Here is a 19387-nt window from a genome sequence, read left to right as displayed (position 1 = left end):
TTGCATTCAATGAACACGATCGGGAAGTTATACACGCTGACATCATTCGGGGAATCGCACGGGGATGCGATGGGAGGTATCGTTGACGGTTGTCCGGCAGGGTATATTCTGTCGCCGGAGGAAGTGCAGCGAGAACTGGACAGGCGCAGACCCGGACAATCGGATTTGACAACGGCACGGGCGGAGCAAGACCGTGTAGAGTTTCTCTCCGGCATATTCGAGGGCAAGAGCACGGGGATGCCGATAGGTTTTATCGTGCGCAATCAAGACCAAAGAAGCCGGGATTACGAGGCGCTGAAAGAGGTGTATCGCCCTTCTCACGCGGACTATACCGTGGAGGCAAAATACGGGATTCGGGATTACCGGGGAGGAGGACGTTCTTCTGCCCGTGAACACGTGGCTCGTGTCGTGGCTGGTGCCATAGCGAAACAGGTACTGCGGACTCGCGGTATTTCGATTCAGGCTTACACCTCTCGAATCGGTCGCGTGGAAGTGGATAAATCGTACACGGAATTGGAACTGAACCGAGTAGACGAGAGCGTGGTACGTTGCCCCGACGAGCGGATTGCCCGGGAGATGGAAACTTTAATACGGGAAGTGAAGGCGGATGGGGATAGCGTCGGGGGCGTGGTGAGTTGCGTGATTAGGGGACTTCCGGCGGGAGTCGGTGAACCCGTGTTTGATCGTTTTCAAGCTCGTCTGGGGTATTACATGATGGGAATAAATGCCGCTAAAGGATTCGAGTACGGGGAAGGTTTTCATGCCGCCGCGATGCGGGGAAGCGAGCATAATGACGTGTTCGTGACCGAGAACGGGCAGATTAAACCGCAGACCAATCATGCCGGGGGAATATTAGGCGGTATCACCAGCGGGGCGGACGTCTATTTCCGGGTAGCTTTCAAACCGGTAGCGACGATCGGGAAGGAACAGCAAACCGTGAACCGTTCGGGCGAGGAAATCCGGTTTTCCGCTCACGGGCGGCATGATCCTTGCGTTGTGCCTCGTGCGGTTCCGGTGGTCGAATCCATGGCGGCTATGGTGGTACTGGATATGTTGCTGGAGGCGGGGCGGTTTTAGTTAGTTTATAAGGTTCATAAAGTTTATAAAGTTCATAAAGTAACGAGTGTTCTTCGGACAGTATTTATCGGCAGCTTTGCTGCCGTAGACCAAGCGCCCGCAGGGGCTATAAACCTTATAAACTTTATGAACTTTATAAACCTTATGAACCGTGGCAAAAGCATTTTGACGCTTTTGCCATGTAATTTTTAGTCGTCCGTTTGTTTGATTTGGATATAATCTTTATTACTTTTGTAGAAATTAAATATCATTTGTTATGGCAAGTATAAGAAGATTGAAGAAAGATGTTGATTACTTGACTTTCGCGGTAATCGCTGATTGTATGAACTACAATTCTACCACGGAGAAGAATGACCCTGAGGTTGTCAATATCGTGAAGGACATGGTTGAATATAGAAATGAAGTGAGAAGCAAGATTTCCGGTCGTAAGTCTTTTAACGACAAGAAAGAAGCGAAAGCATACTATAAAGGGATTTCTATCGATTTGTTGAAAACGATAGATGGCGAATTTACTCGTTTGAGCGAGCTTATCAAGAAGAATGCTTAACTAATCGGGAAGACCTTATAGACTTTAAGGACTGAAAAGAGGCTTTTAAACGGCCTCTTTTTTTAAATGATGCAGGACGAGATTATTTTACCGGGAATAGCGAAAGTGAAAGTGAGGCGGGGTATGAATATCCGTTTCCTCTCGGTGCGTATGGCACCGGGCAGAGGCGTGTGGGTGAATGTTCCTTACGGGGTGAGCGGGCGGAAAGTGGAAGAATTTGTCTTTTCGCAACAGGAATGGATCAAGACCAATCTTGCGAAGATCAAAACTTACGAGAAAGACACGGGGGTGGGACTGGGAATGGATTCCGAGGTGAAGACTAAATTCCACGTTTTGAAGGTACTCGCTTGTGACGAGCCGCGTCCCCGTTACAAGATAGAAGGCACGGAAATTCGGTTGTATATTCCCCGCGATACCGATTACGCGAAAATAGCCCCTTACGTGGAGAGTTTCCTCGTGGAGGTATACCGCATGGAAAGCAAACGATATTTGCCGGGCAGGGTGAAGGAATTGGCGGAGCGCTTCGGTTTCCGGTACAGGGATTTATCTTTCCGGAACAATATATCGAACTGGGGAAGCTGTTCCGTCGAGGATAACATCAGTCTGAACGTGAAACTCATGAAGTTACCCGACGAGATTATCGATTATGTCATCCTGCACGAGCTTTGCCACACGGTGGAGAAGAATCATTCCGCCGACTTTTGGGCGTTAATGAAGAAAGTTTGTCCCGATTGCATGAAACTTCGCGGGCGGTTGAGGGAGTATAATACACGGGTATAAATGAATTTGATTATGGAAGAAAAATATTGTTATCAATATCCTCGTCCGGCGGTGACCACCGATTGCGTTATTTTCGGTTTTGACGGGCAAAAGTTGCAGGTGTTGCTTATCGAACGGGGAGGCGAACCGTTCAAGGGAAGGTGGGCTTTCCCGGGAGGCTTCCTGAACATGGACGAAACGGTTGAAGAGTGTGCTGCCCGCGAACTGGAAGAGGAAACCGGGATGAAAGATGTTTTCGCGGAACAGTTCCATGCTTTTTCGGCGATAGACAGGGATCCCCGGGGAAGAACGATCACGGTCGCTTTTTACGCTTTGGTGGATCCCCGCGGTATGAAAGTTTCGGGACAGGATGACGCGGCGGATGCCCGCTGGTATGATATCCTCGAGATGCCTTCTTTGGCTTTTGATCACGAGGATATGTTCCGGAAAGCGCTGCAACAATTGAAAGTGAAAGTTTATTTGCAATTAAGTGGTTTTGAACAACCGGACAAGCGTTTCGCCGCGTTCGATTTGAAACGGGTACAAACGTTGATCCCTGATAAGATATAATCCTATGGAGAGATTGAAAATTATAGAAGCGGATATTACCGTGTTAGACACGGACGCTATCGTGAACGCTGCCAATTCTTCGTTGTTAGGCGGTGGAGGTGTCGATGGAGCCATTCATCGGGCGGCGGGAAAAGAGTTGCTGGCTGAATGCCGGACTTTAGGCGGGTGCAAGACCGGGGAGGCGAAAATCACGAAAGGCTATAACTTGAAAGCCCGGCACGTGATTCATACCGTGGGACCGGTTTATTCGGACGGGCAACACGGGGAACCGCAACTTCTGGCTGCTTGTTATCGCAACAGTCTTGAGTTGGCGGCGAAGAACGGGTTGAAAACGATAGCATTCCCCTTGATTAGCACGGGTGTTTACGGTTACCCGATGGAGGATGCCGCCCGGATAGCACTTCGGGAAATAATGACTTTCCTGATAGCACATCCCGATTTTGAACAGGTCGTCGTGGCTTGTTACAAGCATCGGGCACGTGAAATCGTGGAAAGCGCGAAAATGAACATGCAAATTTAAAATCTTACAATAACATACTGGATATTATGCAAGAACTTGTAAAAGAGATACGTGACGTGTTGGCGGAGGTGAAATACCCCGGAACGTCGAAAAGTATCGTGGCACTGGATATGGTGCAGAATATTAAGGTAGAAGACGGGCAAGTGAGCTTCCGTCTGGTATTCCAGAAAGCGAACGACCCGTTCGTGGGCGCAGTAAGCAAGAAATGCGAGGCTTTGCTGAAGGAAAAATTGAATTACACGGGGGTACGGGTTGAAACGGTTTTCGTGCATGACTTGGAGAAACCTTTAGCGTTGGAAAAAGTGAAACATATCTTGGCCGTTTCTTCCGGCAAAGGGGGAGTCGGTAAATCTACCGTCGCTTCCAATCTGGCGGTTGCTCTGGCTAAATTGGGTTATAAAGTGGGACTGGTGGACGCGGATATCTTCGGTCCTTCCATCCCGAAGATGTTCGATTGTGAAGATGCCAGTCCTTATATGGTTGAAGTCGGCGGGAAAGAGTTGATTGATCCCGTGGTTAAATACGGGGTGAAATTACTTTCTATCGGTTTCTTCGTTGACCCTAATTCCGCTACCGTGTGGAGAGGTCCGATGGCTTCCAATGCCTTGAAACAGATGGTTGAGGGTGGTTTCTGGGATGAATTGGACTTCATGTTGATAGACCTTCCCCCGGGAACGAGCGATATTCACTTGACGCTGGTACAGACGGTAGCCTTGAGCGGGGCGATCGTGGTAAGTACCCCGCAGCAAGTGGCACTGGCGGATGCCGTAAAAGGTATTAATATGTTCGAATCCCCCGGGATACAAGTTCCCGTGTTGGGAGTGGTTGAAAATATGTCGTGGTTTACTCCTGCCGAATTGCCGGATAATAAATACTATATCTTCGGTAAAGAGGGCGCGAAGAAACTGGCTGACGAGAAAGGATTGCGTCTGTTGGGACAAATTCCTATCGTGCAGAGTATCATGGAAGGGGGAGAGGCAGGTACGCCCGTCGCCTTGGACGAGAACACGGTTACCGGCGAGGCATTCCGGGATTTAGCCCGCAATGTCGTGGCGGCGGTAGAGGAAACCGGGGAAACCGCTCACCGGGTTAGAGTAACTAAAGGATAAAGAATAAGAGGAATAAGGTTTATAAAGTCCCGATACCTGTATTCAGGATGTTTGGTAACTTTATAAACCTTATAAACTTTATGAACTTTATAAACTATTTCATTCATGGTAATTAGAAGTGCTGCCGGAAAACCTTTGTTTGGAGATGTTATACAGCGTAAGCGTTATTTTTATGCAATGTTGATGATATTGCTGATGATCGGTGTGGCAGAATGGTTGGGAGAGAAGGAAATTATATTTCCGGAAATGGCGGCACTGACAATCGGTATGTGGATCGTGGATAAGCGGGTGTGGCAGGTGCGTCGTTTGCTTGTTGTCGTGTTAATGACGCTTGGTGCCGCGGCCGGAGTTTGTATCGTGCGTTATTCGCCGTTGCCGTTGATCGGAAACCTTGCTTTAGCGTTTTCTTGCGCGGCAATCGGGTTGACTTTGACCCGTTCCACGCTTGTCCCTTTGGTGTCTGCCTGTATGTTGCCCGTGTTGTTGGGAACGGAGAGTTGGGTGTATCCATTGGCGGTACTCGTGATGTCTTTGAGCGTGATTTGCGGGCAATGGTGGATGGAAAGAAAAGAATTGAGGACAATGGTAGAGTTTGTTCCCGCGGAGAGGGGGCGGGGGGAGCGGTTGCAACGTTGGTCGCTTTTGCTTGTCAGCATGCTCGCCGTTGCTTGGTTAGCGATTTACACGACGAATCTTTACTTTATTCTTCCACCGTTGATTGTTACCTACGTGGAATTTGCCAATTCTAAAGCGGGGTTTCGCGACAGACCGGTGCAAGTGTTATTAGTTCTGTTTGTGGCGGCAATACTCGGCGTGACATTCCAGTTTATCGGGCATTATTATTTCGGTATCCCGGAATTTATAGTTGCTTTTATGATATTTGTTTGCCTGTTCACGCTTTTCGAGTTCCTTGGAAAGTTCTTTGCTCCCGCCGGAGCGGTGGCTCTGATTCCGATGATCATTCCCCGGGAGGGGCTGTTGTGGTTGCCTTTGCAGGTACTTGTAGGGGCTGCAATGTTTATCGGGTTGGCGATGATATGTTTCCAAAGATGTTTGGCTTGGCCTAGGGCACAGTTGATAGTCTGTCTGATTCCCCCGTTTATTCGGGATCTTCGGAAAAGAATATGGTGATTTTATAGGTTTTATGGACTTTTGTACCGGAGAGTTTCATTGCAAACACGGGTGATATCTTTGTTTTCCCGTGCAAATTTTTAAGATGCAAAACTTTTTTTTGAAACACAACAAAGAGAAATTTCACGCTCGATTCCTAAATAGTTTCTGTTAAAATAAGCTATATGATATAAATTATATATTATTCATATTTATAGTTTCTTTATAGCATCTCCTATTCAACTCCCATTCAACTCCCATTCATCTCCTATTACAATTATAAAAATATAGTATTTTATTAGGAATTGAATAAAATTTGTTATATATTTGTTACCTGTTATTTTAAACTAGGATAATAGTATAATTGCCGTGTATCGCAGGAATACTTGAGGTGTACGGCAGCATGTTTAACGAAATAAAAGAAAGAATGGCGACATTGGACGGTTCTATTTTAGATGGTGCTTCAGGTAAACTTGATGGTTACGTGATTTACAAGGTCGGGAAGAAAACGCACGCGCGCAAGGCACCCAAGACCATAGCGAATCCCCGGACAGAGGGGCAGACAGCGCAACGCTCCAAGTTACCGGGAGCGCAGACGATGCACCGGGCGGCGAGGGGAAGCGTGCTGGAACGGGTGTACACGATCGTGGCACGGGAAGAGGAACGGCGTTCGGGCTACCATTGGTTCCTACACGCGAACATGAAAGTGTTCGGGGTGAATGATTACGTCGATTACCCCCGTCTGGTTCTGGCGGACGGTAGTTTACAATTGCCGTTCGGGATGCGAATGGTGAAAGGGGATGCGGGGAAGGTGGAGGTGGAGTGGCTGGATAATACCTCGACTGTCACGGCACAATCGACAGACCGGTTGATGGTGGCAGCTATTTTTGACAACGAGCCATATCAACCCGTGGTGTTGGAGAACGTGACGGGATGTCGCGCTGACGGGCGGGGTGTCGCGAGTATCCCGGGAGGGGAATGGAACGAGGTTCACCTGTACTGTTTCTTCGGGGCGGCTGACGGACGGCGTTATTCCCCGTGCATGTATTTCTCTGTTTGTAAATCTTAAATCATCACGGTTATGGCTACATTCAATCCTACTATATTTCAAGATATCTCGGGTTCCGTGGGGAACGTGACGACGTATAAGTTGGGCGACAAGCACGTGGCGCGGGCGAAGGCGTTCGAGGTGAAGGACGCAAAGACGCCGGCGCAGTTGAAACAGCGTACTCGGGTGAGCGTGATCACGAAACTGCGGCGTAGTTTTAACGCCGCTTTGGAGATAGGGTATTGTTCTTCCTCGAAGAAGGTTTGCCTGAATTGTTTCATGAAGGATAATGTCGGGAAAGTCGAGGTGGACGATGATATGAACGTGACCTTGGATTTGTTGTCGCTTTCCCTGTCGGGTGGAGAACTCGACATTCCCCGGGTAGGGGCAGAAATAGAAGCGAACGAACGGCAAGTGCGGTTCCGGTGGGAACGGCAACCATTGATGCCTCGTGCCGCGAAAGACGATCGTTTGTTCGGCGTGGTGTACGAGCGGGTGTTGCAACGAAGTCGGCTCGTGGAGTTGGGAACGAGGGGAGAGAGTGGCGAATTGGCATGGATGCTGCCCGAGGAGTGGGACGCGGGGCAACTGGTCGTTTACGGGTTTGCCGCCAGCGCCAACGGACGAAAGGCATCGGGGACGCTGGGAATATTGGGGTAATATATAAATAAGGCTTTATCAGTTGAATTTCAGCGATAAAGCCTTATTTTGGGATATCCTTATCAGGGGTTGTCAATTACTTTTTTGACAACCCCTGATTGTTTATTTAGAGGTTATTAGTGTCTTGCCCGTGCTTTGATGATTTCGAAGAAATCGGCTGCTTTCAGGGAAGCACCCCCGATTAATCCGCCGTCCACGTCAGGGTTGGAGAATATCGCATCGGCGTTTCCGGCGTTGCAGCTACCACCGTAGAGGATGGAGGTATCGTCGGCAACGGTTTGCCCGTATTTCTCGGCTACCACGGAGCGGATGAAAGCGTGCATTTCTTGAGCTTGGTCGGGAGTGGCGGTTTTGCCGGTTCCGATAGCCCAAACAGGTTCATAAGCGATAACCACGTGAGCGAATTGCTCCGGGGTTAAGTTGAAAAGACCGTCAACGAGTTGTTGTTTTACCACTTCAAAATGTTTACCCGCTTCTCTCTCTTCCAGTACTTCACCCACGCAGAAGATGATTTCCAGTTTGCTGTCCAATGCTTGTGCTACTTTCTTCACGAGAATAGGGCTTGTTTCCCCGTAATAACTTCTTCTCTCGGAGTGTCCTAGAATCACGCATTTTGCCCCGGTGGAAGCAACCATTTCGGCTGATACTTCACCCGTGTAAGCCCCGGATTTTTCGGTTGCGCAATTTTGCGAGGAAACCATGATCGAGGGTTCCGTGATATTGTGAGCCACCTTTGCCAAATGGATGAAAGGGGTTCCAAGAACAACCAACACGCCTTCTGCACCTTCCTTGTATCTCACGTAGTCGTTCACTTCTCTTGCCAATTCGACACCTTCAGCGAAGGTTTTGTTCATTTTCCAGTTACCTGCTACAATCTTTTTTCTCATGTCTATAGATTTAAATCGTTGTGTTTTATTTAGTTTCTTCTTTTCTTTATACGGGGAAAAAGTAAATATGCTACAAAGAAAAGAAGGATAAAGGAGTAAACCAAATAATTCCGTTGCATTTCTTGTTGACTCTGCAAGCAATAGGCTGCCAAGTCCGTGTCTTTTAAATCTTTGATATCCGGGATATCTTTCCCCGCGCGTTTGTCCAGAATGGTTCCCTGCCGTAAAATAATCACGCCGGGATTGGAACGGATCATGGTTTTCAACTGTATCTCGTCTGCCGCGCAGAACTCGTACGGCACGTGATGGCGGGTTCGGTAGGCTTGGATATCCTTTCGCGAGGAAGAAGTTAAACCGTAGAACCTGTATCCTTTTTCCCGCGCCAGATTTGCCAATCGGTTCAAAGCGGGTTGTGCATCGGCGTCGCTTTTGTTGATATTATAGGCAACTGCAAGTATCGTGTAATTGTCATCTTCAAGTATTTCTTCCGTGATGTTGCCCAATTCCGGGTGTTCGATCACGAGATCGTGTATTGGGGTGATGTATCCTTTCTTTACCAAGCGTTCCGAACTACTCTCGTATTCCCAGTTCACGGTATCTTGCCAAGGGTAGTTCTCCTCTGTGAATGATTGTATTTCCCCGGTCTGCCTGTTCTTGTATTTTAGAGTCACCTCGTACTGGTCGGGTTCGGCTCCCTCCGGTAGCCGCATACCCTCGGCAATATTTTTACCGATCGCGTAGGGGCGGAAGTCTATCACGGGTAAATGACGGTAACAATAGACGGACAGACACAACATTCCGGCTCCCGCGAGCACGAGCATCGAGAATTGCCCCAGCGGGGTAAGTTGGGGTTTGTACTTTTCGCGATAAACAAAGACCACGATGGCAAATAATAACAAGACGATATTCTTCCAGAACGTTTGCCAATTGGTCAGTACGAGGGCATCCCCGAAGCACCCGCAATCACTGACAGGATTCGTCAAGGCGAGCGCTAACGTCAACGGCGTGAAAAATGCCATGAATAGTAAAGCTCCCCAAGCGAGGCGGGATACCCACAGGTTGAACAGTAACGCTATCCCGATCAGAAATTCTGCCAACGAGAGGGCAAAGGAGAAAAATAGTGTCGTGGCATTCATCCAACTCATGCCGAACGCGTTGAAGTAGTCGGTGAATTTATAATCCGACCCTAGCGGATCTATCCCTTTCACGAAGCCGGAGTAGATAAATACGATACCGACCACGATCCTGCAAAGATTTTGAATGAATTTGCTTATCATGTTTACTTTTCTAGTTTTCAGTCTTTAATTCTCCACGACCAGGCGAATTAACCCGAACACGGCGTAATTCACCATGTCGAAGTAGTTCGCGTCAATACCTTCCGATATGATTGTCGCTCCTTGATGATCTTCGATCTGTTTGGTCCGATTGATTTTCATCAGGATTAAGTCCGTGTACGAGCTGACACGCATTTCCCGCCACGCCTCGTCGTAATCGTGGTTTTTGGCAAGCATGAGTTCTTTCGCTTGCAGGAAATAGTTCTGGTAGAGATGCAATATTTCCTCTCGCGGGGTGTCGTTGCCCGGACCGAGTTGCAATTGAATCAATCCCATGATGGAGTAGTTGATGATGCCGATAAATTCGGGAACGATACCTTCTCCTACTTTCGTGACTCCTTTCTCTTCGATACTCCGGATTCGGTTCGCTTTGATATATATCTGGTCAGTGATCGACGTCGGGCGGAGTATTCTCCACGCTGTCCCGTAATCCTGCATTTTTTTCACGAAAATATCCTGACATATATCTATCACTTTATCATATTCTTGCGCTGTGTTTGGCATAATTCTATCGTTTTTTAGTAACAGAATTTGAAAAATAAGTTGTTTCTTTGAAGTGTAAAATTAGTCAAATAATTCAAAACCGGAAATTGAAATTGGAAAATTATGATGGAGATCGTTTTAGGAGATAAAAAAGTTAGTTTGGAGCGACCTGTCGTGATGGGTATTTTGAACGTGACACCCGACTCTTTTTATGACGGGGGAAAGTACTTGAGTGAAACCGGGGTAATCAAGCGCATCGACGAGATCGTGGAGCAAGGGGCGGAGATTATTGACGTGGGAGCTTATTCCACTCGTCCCGGGGCTGCTTTCGTGAGCGAGGAAGAGGAACTTTCACGGTTGAGTTTTGCCGTCGAGCTAGTGCGTAAATACCATCCCGAGGTTCCGGTTTCGATAGATACGTTCCGGTCGGGAGTGGCAAAGGAGATTAATCACTGTCTGGGACCGGTTATCGTGAATGATATTTCCGGTGGCACGATGGATGACAGGATGTTCGAAACGGTTGCCGGGATGGGGGTACCCTATATATTGATGCACATTCAAGGTACGCCGCAAGATATGCAAGTAAACCCACGCTATGATGACGTGGTACGTGAGGTTGGGGAGTTCTTCACGGAGCGTATAGCCCGTCTGAATGCCTTGGGATTTAATAATATCATACTGGATCAAGGTTTCGGTTTCGGGAAGACCGTGGCACATAATTATCAATTGATGGATAAAATGGAGTCTTTTCTCGATTTTGGATATCCTTTACTCGTGGGTATTTCTCGCAAAACGATGATATGGCGTTTATTGGATATTACCCCGAAAGAGGCACTGAACGGTACTACTGTGCTCAACACGATATCGCTAATTAAAGGTGCTCACATCCTTAGGGTTCACGATGTTCGTGAAGCCGTGGAGGCAGTGAAGATCGTGGAGGCGATGAGAGGGTGAATCACTTGCCATAGCACGATTCCGGCAGTGACGGAGATATTGAAGGAGTGTTTTGTCCCAAATTGCGGTATTTCAATGCAGTTGTCCGAGAGGTCGATGACTTCCTGCTGCACGCCTTTCACTTCGTTGCCGAACACGAAGGCGTATTTTTGTCCGGGAGTGATGGTAAAGGTTTCGAGAGAGATGCTGTTCTCCGCTTGTTCCACGGATAGAATGGTGTACCCCTCGTTTTTCAATTCTTTCACGGCATCGGTAGTTTCCTCGAAATATGCCCAGTCGACGCTTTCTTCCGCGCCGAGGGCTGTTTTGTGTATTTCCCGGTGGGGTGGGGTGGCGGTGATACCGCAAAGGTATATTTTCGACAACCGGAAGGCGTCCGACGTGCGGAATACCGAACCGATGTTGTTCAGGCTGCGCACGTTGTCAAGAACTACCACAAGCGGGAGTTTTTCAGCCTCTTTGTATTCTTCCGCGGAGAGGCGGTTCAGTTCTTCGTTGAGGAGTTTGCGATGGGACATGAAATTGAAAATTGAAAATTGAAAATTGAAAATGAGGGTGAGTCATTTCGATTTCCAATTCGGGGTTATTAATGATAGTTTTTAGTTTATTTGAAGATTGAATATGTTTTTTGAGTTTTAATTTTCAATTTTGCATTTTCAATTTTCAATTGTTTTGCCGAGTAAGGTGGCTGCCGTGCATTCGGTTACTCGAACTTGAACGAGATCGCCGACTTTAGCGCCGTTATCCGGGAACACGATTACTTTATTTTGGCTGCTACGCCCGAAAAGTTCGTCCGATTTCTTTTTGGAAACACCTTCGACCATAACTTCGAAGACTTTACCCACGTCTTTCAAGTTACTTTGATGAGATATTTCTACTTGCATGTCAATCAGTTCTTGCAGGCGTCTGCCCTTGACTTCCTCGTCCACGTTATCCGGTAAGTTACGGGATGCCATGGTGCCGGGGCGTTCGGAGTACTTGAACATGAAAGCGGAATCGAACATCACTTCTTTCATCAAATCGAGAGTTTGCCGGTAATCTTCCTCGCTCTCGTTGTGGAAGCCCACGAACACGTCGGTAGATATTCCGCAATCCGAGACAATCTCACGGATGGCACGGATACGGTCCAGATACCATTCACGGGTGTATTTCCGGTTCATGTCTTTCAACACGGAGTTACTGCCGGATTGGAAAGGCAGGTGGATGTGTTTGCAGATATTGGGATAAGTGGCGATTGCCCGAAGTATGTCATCATTCATGTCTTTCGGGTGTGATGTGGCGAAACGGATACGCATGTCCGGTACCGTTTTTGCAACCATGGCAAGCAACGCCGGGAAGTTCATTTCCGTGTTATCTCCCCGCCACAAGTACGAGTTCACGTTTTGTCCGAGTAGGGTAACTTCTTTGTATCCTTTTGAATGGAGGTCGAGTACTTCGTTGATGATGCTTTTCGGGCTGCGGCTGCGTTCGCGTCCCCGCGTGTAAGGCACGATGCAGTAGGTACAGAAGTTGTTGCATCCCCGCATGATAGACACGAATCCGGAGATGGCCGTTTCGTCTATGCGGGAAGGGCAAATGTCTTTATAGGTTTCGGTTGTCGATAATTCGATATTGATGGCTTTTTCTCCTTTTGCCGCTTTTTCGATCAACAAGGGAAGGTCCATGTAGGCATCCGGTCCCACGACGATATTCACGTTTTTTTCCTGTTCGAAGAGAGCGTCGCCCAATCGTTCCGCCATACATCCCATGATGGCAACCAACACGTGCGGTTTTTTCTTTTTCACCTCGGTGAAGCCTTGTACTCGCCCGCGTACCCGTTGTTCGGCGTTTTCACGGACAGAACAAGTGTTGACCAGAATTAAATCCGCCTCGTTTTTGTCTTCGGTTCGTTTGTATCCTTTATCTTCTAGTATGGCTGCCACCACTTCGCTATCCGCCACGTTCATCTGGCAACCATAAGTTTCTATGTAAAAATTCCGTATCTCCATTCTCAAATTTTATTTCCGAGGTGCAAAGGTAGTGAATTTCATTCAAAATCCTACCGTATTCCCAAGGTAATCCTAGGGTAATAATATCTCTCCTTGCTTGCAACCCAAGTGTGTGGCACTTCTAGCATCGTGGGGAAACGGTGGGGTAAGCGTGTTGCGAGTGGTCAGTGAGGGGGATGAGATAGTAATATGGTGGTATTACCGGGGGATAGGTGGAGAAATCCGTTATAAGACAAGTAATATTTTGGAGCTTTTTGCTAGTTTTGTAACTGGATTAATCTGTAATATTGTAATAAAGTTAATGTGTAATCCTACATAACGAATGATGACTATGTTTAATTCTAAACATTCCCGGGGTAAATTGCCGGGAATAGCTAAGAAGAAGCCACAGTATGTGCTCGTTACCGAGAATGGTGAGGAACGCACGAGTAATGTGACAGATGCCAAGATTATGGAGGCGGTGTATGATGTTGACTCCAACGAGTATGTTTATCTCATGAGGTGCCGGCCGGTGATACTTGTTCGAGAGGCCGAATGTTTCGCTTTGTGTTTCTATAGTGACTTAAGTTTTGCGGCGTTTTTTGAAGTAAGAGGGATGATATTCCGAATGGTCAAGAGCGGTGTTTCATATGACGAGGCTGCCGATATTATGTGCAATTTCTTTCAGTTGGCCACATTACCCGATATGTCTGGCTGGGTGTGCGAAAAAAGAAAAGCTCCGATGCAGCAGAGTGAATCGAGTCTTTCTGTGGATGGAGAGGATTTCCGCCATTTCGGTTGTGCCGATGTTGTGGCTGCCCTTGAAAATATCATAGAGGGTAAGTCCAAGTGGATGCTTTATGATTTCACTGGCGAGAATGGCGGTTACATCAACATTCACCGGCACGACAAGGATGGGGAGCCACCAAAATACAAAATGGAATGGGTGAAGTGGAGCGAACCGACAGGTTATCATATCACACTTTCCGATACAAGCCTCTTGCGGCGTTGGCTATGGGATTTTGCATCTGAACATAAGTATCCCGACCCGGCTCCCGAGTGGGAAAGTTTTGACGTGAAAGATACTTTTCAACGACTGACTTTTAGATTTTTAAACGAAGAAGATAAATTAGACAACAATGAACGGTAAATACAGTCTGCCCGTGGTGAAGGCAGTAGATATGATTTGGACGAGTTTTGACAAGGAAGAGATACGTCGCGGATACGCGATGCTCATGCAGGCGGCCCAACAAGGTGATGCCGACGCGTTGTGTTTTATAGCCCGATGCTTTATGGGCGAGGAATACGTGTGGAGCGGAGCCGGTTTCGCCACAGATGATGCCAATGCCTCGAAGCTGATGCAGAAAAGCGCGCTGATGGGGAGTGCCACGGGAGTGCTTTGTGCCGTGCGAAGCGGTAACTTCACCCCGGCGGTTCAGCGTGGGATGCCTTTTGCTTCATTCAAGGAGGCTTTCGAGGAAATTCTTGAACAAGCGGAGCGTGGTAACGCGTTTTGCTGTTATATGATAGGGAATGTCTATTATTGGGGCGACTATCTGTTGGTTGAGCCGGAACTTGCCAAGCAGTTCAAAACAGAGAATGAATATAATGCTTGGGCTTATCCGATAGCCAAAGAATGGTACGAGCGCAGTTTTAACGGGCGCATCTGTGCCGGATGGGGCAACTACTGCAACATCCGCGAGTCGGGGCTGTGCAGTATCAAAAAGGATGTGTTTGAAACGTACTATCGAGCGCTTGCGGATATTTCTCCTGTGATTTGTAACAACTACGGTTACTATCTCAAATTTGAGAAAAATGACCCCTATAACGGTTTGATTCGCTACGTTCAGGCCGCCCAAAAAGGCGATCCGCAGGGAGCCTACAATGCCGGATACTGCTATGAGAATGGCGAAGCGGTAGCCGAGGATATCAAAACCGCTTACCAGTTTTATGAGCTTGCCGCTATCGCGGGGCATCCCGCGGGTCAATGGCAGGTAGGATATTATTATTTCAATGGTGAGGGTGTTGTGGAGCAGGACTATGCCAAGGCAGCCGAATGGCTGGAGAAGGCTCATGACAATCCCAAGAGCAGTGACAACAACCGGGTGAAGACTGCCGCCTACCTTGGCATCTGCTATCAGGAAGGACTTGGTGTGGCGCAGGACGATGATGTCGCATTGGAATATCTTCAGGAAGCGGAAGAAGGAATTGATGACTTGTGGGAGCCGATAAACGCTATGGTACTTAATGCACTGGGTGTGGCATATGCTTTCGGTCGTGGTACGGAAGAGGATATAGAACTCGGCTACCAGTATTTCGAGGATGCTGCAAAGCTCGGTTCGGAGGAGGCAAAAGAGAATCTGCAATATATAAATTCATCGGAATACGAATCTGATGAACGAGAGAATGCAACCAAGGAAATAATTCCTTTTTATCAAGGATTGACTGAAAAAATCAGGGAGGCTGCCGAAAAAGATTTGCGTGAGGTTCTTGGACAAATAGGGGACGAACATATTTATACGGCAGCCTTGGTCACCGATAGTGATTGTTGTACTCTGTTTCTCGCGGTAAACACCGTTGAGTTTCTGAATGGAAACGACGAACCGGATAACGCGAGCAAATGGTATCCCGATGAATGGGGGTATTCCGATGCCTACAACAGCGAGTTGTCGAAACTCAGCAAATTGCTGTGGGAACATCACGAAAATCTGCCTGGTGAAGCCTTTTTTTTCGATGCCGTCATATCCGCCATGAAACAGCTCAAGGAGACGGGAGCGTTCGGGAAACGATCGGAAGAGATAACATTCTTTGTTTCCATATCGGATGATGAAGAGGCTGAGAATCTTGAAGATTTCTCGGCAAAACAGCTGAACTCACCGGAACTGGCAACCGCGTTTTTGAATCGGGACAAATGAAATACCAATCCATAAGAATATGACAAAGTACGAAAACAAATATACGGACAAGTCGTTCGATATCGACAGATGTCGGGAGTCGGCGCAGTCGGGTTATGCCCCGGCGCAATATCAACTCGGTCAATGCTATGAGGAAGGCATAGGTGTGGAACGCAATTTGGCAAAGGCTTTCAAATTGTACTGGCTGGCATCGGATAAATGCCGACCTGCAAAAGAGAAACTGAACAAGGATAGTTATCAAGGGCAACTTGCCAAATGGCTGAAAAAGGCGGTGAACGGCAAACATCTGTCGGGTGCGGACTTGGCAGAAGCATTATGTATGCTCGGTAGCTGCTATCAGCATGGATGGGGCGTGGACTACGACATGACACAAGCTACAGAATGGTGGCAGAAAGCCGCCGACATGGGCGATGTGTATGCCAATGACCGTCTGGGTTATTGCTACAGCCTTGGACAAGGCGGTCTGCCGAAAGATGCGGAGCAGGCTTTCACACGCTATCTGAAGGCGGCGGAAGGTGGATATCCCAAGGCTTTCTTCACCGTGGGATTGTGTTACGGCAACGGTGACGGCGTGGAACGCGATGACGAAAAAGCCTTTTACTGGTTCAAGAAGGCTGCGGAGCATGACGACCCAATGGCTTGGGTGGAACTTGGCAGATGTTACGCCGCGGGGAACGGTACGGCTACGAATTATGGTCAAGCCGTCGAATGGTATCGCAAGGCGGTGGATTTGGGCGGCAATGCTTTCCCGGAAGCTCTGCGCGGTCTGGGCGATTGCTATGCTTTAGGTCACGGAATGGAGCAGGATTGGGAGAAAGCAGTGGAATTGTACCGTCAAGCGTCAAAAACGGATGACCCGGAATCGCAATATCTTCTTGCCCGGTGTTATGCCGAGGGGCACGGAGTAGAGCAGGATATGGCGGAAGCCGTGCGCTTGTACAAAAAAGCGGCAACTAATATCAACGAAAATAAAAGGTATTACGGACATCCGGAAGCCATGCGCTGTCTGGGCGATTGTTATGCCAACGGCGACGGTGTAAGGAAAAATGCGAAGCAGGCTGCCGCATGGTATGCCAAGGCCGCGGAACAGGAACATGAAGTGTAAGCGGATAAAACATATGTCGTCTGACCGTTTTTATAAAATGCCTGATGTGGGACAAAAAACTTTGGGCATATCCCGGCAGCGGATTTAAGTAGGAGGGGGCATCTTACAGGTAATTACTGTCAAATCGGCAGAGAACATTTTTTGGCATAACTATTGTCATTTAGTTGTCGTAAAAAATTGAAGTATAATTAAATTAAAAATATAGAGTTATGTCAACAGGAAAGATTGGAGTTTCAACAGGGAATTTATTCCCGATTATCAAGAAGTTTTTATACTCGGATCATGATATCTTTTTGAGAGAAATTGTATCGAATGCCGTGGATGCTTCACAAAAGATGAAGGTGCTGGCTTCGAACGGGGAGTTTAAGGGTGAACTTGGTGAGTTGAAGGTAAGAGTGAAGGCTGACAAAGCGGCAGGTACGTTGACGGTATCGGATAACGGTATCGGAATGACGCAGGAAGAAGTGGAGAAATATATCAATCAGATCGCTTTTTCCGGCGCGGAAGAGTTCATGAACAAGTACAAAGATAACGCGGCGGCTATTATCGGTCATTTCGGGTTAGGTTTTTATTCTTCGTTCATGGTGAGTGACAAGGTGGAAATCGTGACGAAATCTTATAAAGAGGGGGCGAAAGCGGTGAAATGGTCGTGCGAGGGGAATCCGGAGTACACGTTGGAAGAAACGGAGAAAGCCGAGAGAGGTACGGACATTATCATGTATATCAACGAGGAAGAGAAGGATTTCTTGGAGGATTCGAAGGTAAACGAGTTGCTGACGAAATATTGTAAGTTCCTGCCTATCGAGATTATTTCCGGGAAGAAGAAAGAGTGGAAAGACGGTGAGTATAGGGATACGGACGAGGATAACGTGATCAATGACACGAATCCGGCGTGGACGCGTAAGCCCGCGGACTTGAATGAGGAGGATTACGAGAAGTTCTATCGCGAGTTGTACCCGATGGCTCAGGAGCCGTTGTTCCATATTCATTTGAACGTGGATTACCCGTTCAACCTGACCGGTATTTTGTATTTCCCGAAGATTGATAATAAGTTCGAGATTCAGAAGAATAAGATACAGTTATACAGCAATCAAGTGTACGTGACGGATTCGGTGGAAGGAATCGTACCGGAATATCTGACATTACTGCACGGGGTGATCGATTCTCCGGATATTCCTTTGAACGTGTCGCGTTCTTATTTACAAAGTGACCGTAATGTGAAAAAGATTTCCAGTCATATCACAAAGAAGGTTGCCGATAGTTTGACCGATATATTCACGAACAAGCGTGAGGATTACGAGAAGAAGTGGGATGATTTGAAGATATTTATCCAATACGGTATGCTGACGGACGAGAAATTTGACGAGAGGGCAAAGAGTATTTTCTTGTTCAAAAATACCGAAGGGAAGTATTTCACGTACGAGGAGTACGAGAATTTGATTAAAGCTAACCAGACGGATAAGGATAATAAAGTGGTATTCTTGTACGCCACGGACGAAAAAGAGCAATACACGTATATTGAAGCCGCGAAGGGGAAAGGTTACGATGTGTTGTTGATGGACGGTCAGTTGGATACGCACTTTATCAATCATTTGGAGCAGAAGAATGCGGAACATCGTTTCGTGCGGGTAGACTCGGATGTTATTGATAAGTTGATACCGAAGGAGGACGCTAAGGAAGTGGCTTTGAGTCACGAGGAGCAGGAGGAATTGCGTGCCGTGTTCTCGTCCCAATTGCCTAAAGACGGGGGGATGTTCATGGTGAATTTCGAGGCGATGGGTGAGAATGGTGATCCGGTGATCGTTACGCGTTCCGAGTTTATGCGTCGTATGAAAGACATGGCGGCAATGAATCCGGGTATGGGATTCTATGGAGCCATGGGAGATCAGTATACTTTGGTCGTGAACACGGATCACAAGTTGGTGAATGATATTCTGGAGAACGAGAAGAGCGAGATGCAAGCCAAGTTGGAACCGATTTACTTCGAGATTAAGGAAACCGAGAAGAAGCAGGCGGAGTTGGATGAATTGAACAAGGGCAAGAAAGACGAGGAAATTCCGCAGGTAGATAAAGATAGGAAGACTGAGTACAATAAAACTGTTTCCGATTTACAGAAGCAGAAGAACGAGCTGTTGGAAGAATATGGAAAAGGTAATAAGGTTGTAGGTCAGTTGATTGACTTGGCTTTGTTGGCAAACGGGTTGTTGAAAGGAGAGGCTTTAAACAGGTTTGTCAAGCGAAGCGTGGAGTTGATAAAATAAAAAAGTTAAGCCGGACGTTTGTCCGGCTTATTTATTTCAGAAAAAATCATTACTTTCGTTGGATGAATTTGATTGAAGTTA

Annotated in this window: 19 protein-coding genes; 14 read left to right on the top strand and 5 right to left on the bottom strand. The window is 47.4% G+C overall.

Going from position 1 to position 19387, the window contains the following annotated elements:
* Window positions 1-9 precede the first annotated feature (9 nt).
* The 9 genes from aroC (at window position 10) to L0M98_RS02940 (ending at window position 7400) form a co-directional block, all read left to right on the top strand.
* Entirely contained in the window at window positions 10-1077 is a 1068-nt protein-coding gene (gene aroC / locus L0M98_RS02980) for a chorismate synthase (RefSeq protein WP_227214929.1), read from the top strand.
* Between the two features lie 256 nt (window positions 1078-1333).
* Complete coding sequence (locus tag L0M98_RS02975; RefSeq protein ID WP_099292798.1) at window positions 1334-1624, top strand: hypothetical protein; 291 nt, start codon at window positions 1334-1336, stop codon at window positions 1622-1624.
* A 66-nt stretch (window positions 1625-1690) separates the two neighbouring features.
* A complete protein-coding gene (locus L0M98_RS02970; RefSeq protein WP_227214927.1) occupies window positions 1691-2404 on the top strand; it encodes a M48 family metallopeptidase in 714 nt (237 codons plus the stop codon).
* A gap of 12 nt (window positions 2405-2416) precedes the next feature.
* Window positions 2417-2953, top strand: a complete 537-nt coding sequence (locus L0M98_RS02965; RefSeq protein WP_227214925.1) for an NUDIX domain-containing protein — start codon at window positions 2417-2419, stop codon at window positions 2951-2953.
* A 4-nt stretch (window positions 2954-2957) separates the two neighbouring features.
* A complete protein-coding gene (locus L0M98_RS02960; protein ID WP_227214923.1) occupies window positions 2958-3473 on the top strand; it encodes an O-acetyl-ADP-ribose deacetylase in 516 nt (171 codons plus the stop codon).
* A gap of 26 nt (window positions 3474-3499) precedes the next feature.
* The gene (locus tag L0M98_RS02955) at window positions 3500-4582 is read left to right on the top strand and encodes an Mrp/NBP35 family ATP-binding protein (protein ID WP_099292792.1); all 1083 of its coding nucleotides are present in this window, start codon (window positions 3500-3502) and stop codon (window positions 4580-4582) included.
* Between the two features lie 105 nt (window positions 4583-4687).
* Window positions 4688-5713, top strand: a complete 1026-nt coding sequence (locus L0M98_RS02950) for an HPP family protein (RefSeq protein ID WP_227214921.1) — start codon at window positions 4688-4690, stop codon at window positions 5711-5713.
* Between the two features lie 406 nt (window positions 5714-6119).
* Window positions 6120-6761 carry a DUF6266 family protein gene (locus L0M98_RS02945; RefSeq protein WP_227214919.1) on the top strand — a complete coding sequence of 214 codons (642 nt, stop codon included), beginning with the start codon at window positions 6120-6122 and terminating at the stop codon, window positions 6759-6761.
* A gap of 12 nt (window positions 6762-6773) precedes the next feature.
* On the top strand, window positions 6774-7400 hold the full coding sequence (locus L0M98_RS02940) for a DUF6266 family protein (protein WP_227214917.1): 627 nt from the start codon (window positions 6774-6776) through the stop codon (window positions 7398-7400).
* Between the two features lie 116 nt (window positions 7401-7516).
* Here the strand turns inward: L0M98_RS02940 and tpiA are convergent, their stop codons facing one another.
* From tpiA to L0M98_RS02925, 3 genes are read right to left on the bottom strand one after another with little or no spacing between them, the layout of a single operon-like run.
* Window positions 7517-8287: a triose-phosphate isomerase gene (gene tpiA / locus L0M98_RS02935; RefSeq protein ID WP_227214915.1), complete on the bottom strand. Its 771-nt coding sequence runs from the start codon at window positions 8285-8287 to the stop codon at window positions 7517-7519.
* Between the two features lie 29 nt (window positions 8288-8316).
* Entirely contained in the window at window positions 8317-9564 is a 1248-nt protein-coding gene (locus tag L0M98_RS02930; protein ID WP_227214914.1) for a BT_3928 family protein, read from the bottom strand.
* 24 nt (window positions 9565-9588) lie between these two features.
* The gene (locus tag L0M98_RS02925) at window positions 9589-10125 is read right to left on the bottom strand and encodes a DUF1599 domain-containing protein (RefSeq protein WP_099292782.1); all 537 of its coding nucleotides are present in this window, start codon (window positions 10123-10125) and stop codon (window positions 9589-9591) included.
* Between the two features lie 102 nt (window positions 10126-10227).
* On the opposite strand from L0M98_RS02925, the gene folP reads away from it, so the two are divergent.
* Entirely contained in the window at window positions 10228-11058 is an 831-nt protein-coding gene (gene folP, locus L0M98_RS02920) for a dihydropteroate synthase (RefSeq protein WP_227214912.1), read from the top strand.
* Here the strand turns inward: folP and L0M98_RS02915 are convergent.
* Window positions 11001-11576, bottom strand: a complete 576-nt coding sequence (locus L0M98_RS02915; RefSeq protein WP_099292774.1) for an RNA methyltransferase — start codon at window positions 11574-11576, stop codon at window positions 11001-11003. The two genes, folP and L0M98_RS02915, sit on opposite strands and share 58 nt — an antisense overlap.
* A gap of 138 nt (window positions 11577-11714) precedes the next feature.
* Complete coding sequence (gene miaB / locus L0M98_RS02910; RefSeq protein WP_227214911.1) at window positions 11715-13046, bottom strand: tRNA (N6-isopentenyl adenosine(37)-C2)-methylthiotransferase MiaB; 1332 nt, start codon at window positions 13044-13046, stop codon at window positions 11715-11717.
* A 331-nt stretch (window positions 13047-13377) separates the two neighbouring features.
* On the opposite strand from miaB, the gene L0M98_RS02905 reads away from it, so the two are divergent.
* From L0M98_RS02905 to htpG, 4 genes are all read left to right on the top strand, one after another.
* Window positions 13378-14175, top strand: coding sequence for a hypothetical protein (locus tag L0M98_RS02905; protein WP_227214909.1), 798 nt, complete (start codon window positions 13378-13380; stop codon window positions 14173-14175).
* Window positions 14165-15940: a DUF4303 domain-containing protein gene (locus L0M98_RS02900; RefSeq protein WP_227214907.1), complete on the top strand. Its 1776-nt coding sequence runs from the start codon at window positions 14165-14167 to the stop codon at window positions 15938-15940. The genes L0M98_RS02905 and L0M98_RS02900 overlap by 11 nt, the downstream gene beginning before the upstream one ends.
* Before the next feature lie 19 nt (window positions 15941-15959).
* Window positions 15960-17045, top strand: a complete 1086-nt coding sequence (locus tag L0M98_RS02895) for an SEL1-like repeat protein (RefSeq protein WP_227214903.1) — start codon at window positions 15960-15962, stop codon at window positions 17043-17045.
* A 209-nt stretch (window positions 17046-17254) separates the two neighbouring features.
* Entirely contained in the window at window positions 17255-19306 is a 2052-nt protein-coding gene (htpG, locus tag L0M98_RS02890; RefSeq protein ID WP_099292760.1) for a molecular chaperone HtpG, read from the top strand.
* The last annotated feature ends 81 nt before the right edge of the window (window positions 19307-19387 follow it).

The sequence above is a fragment of the Butyricimonas sp. DFI.6.44 genome, from assembly GCF_022132345.1.
Taxonomy (GTDB): Bacteria; Bacteroidota; Bacteroidia; order Bacteroidales; family Marinifilaceae; genus Butyricimonas; species Butyricimonas muris.
Note: the sequence above shows the minus strand (reverse complement) of the source record. Positions and strands in the feature narration are given on the sequence as shown.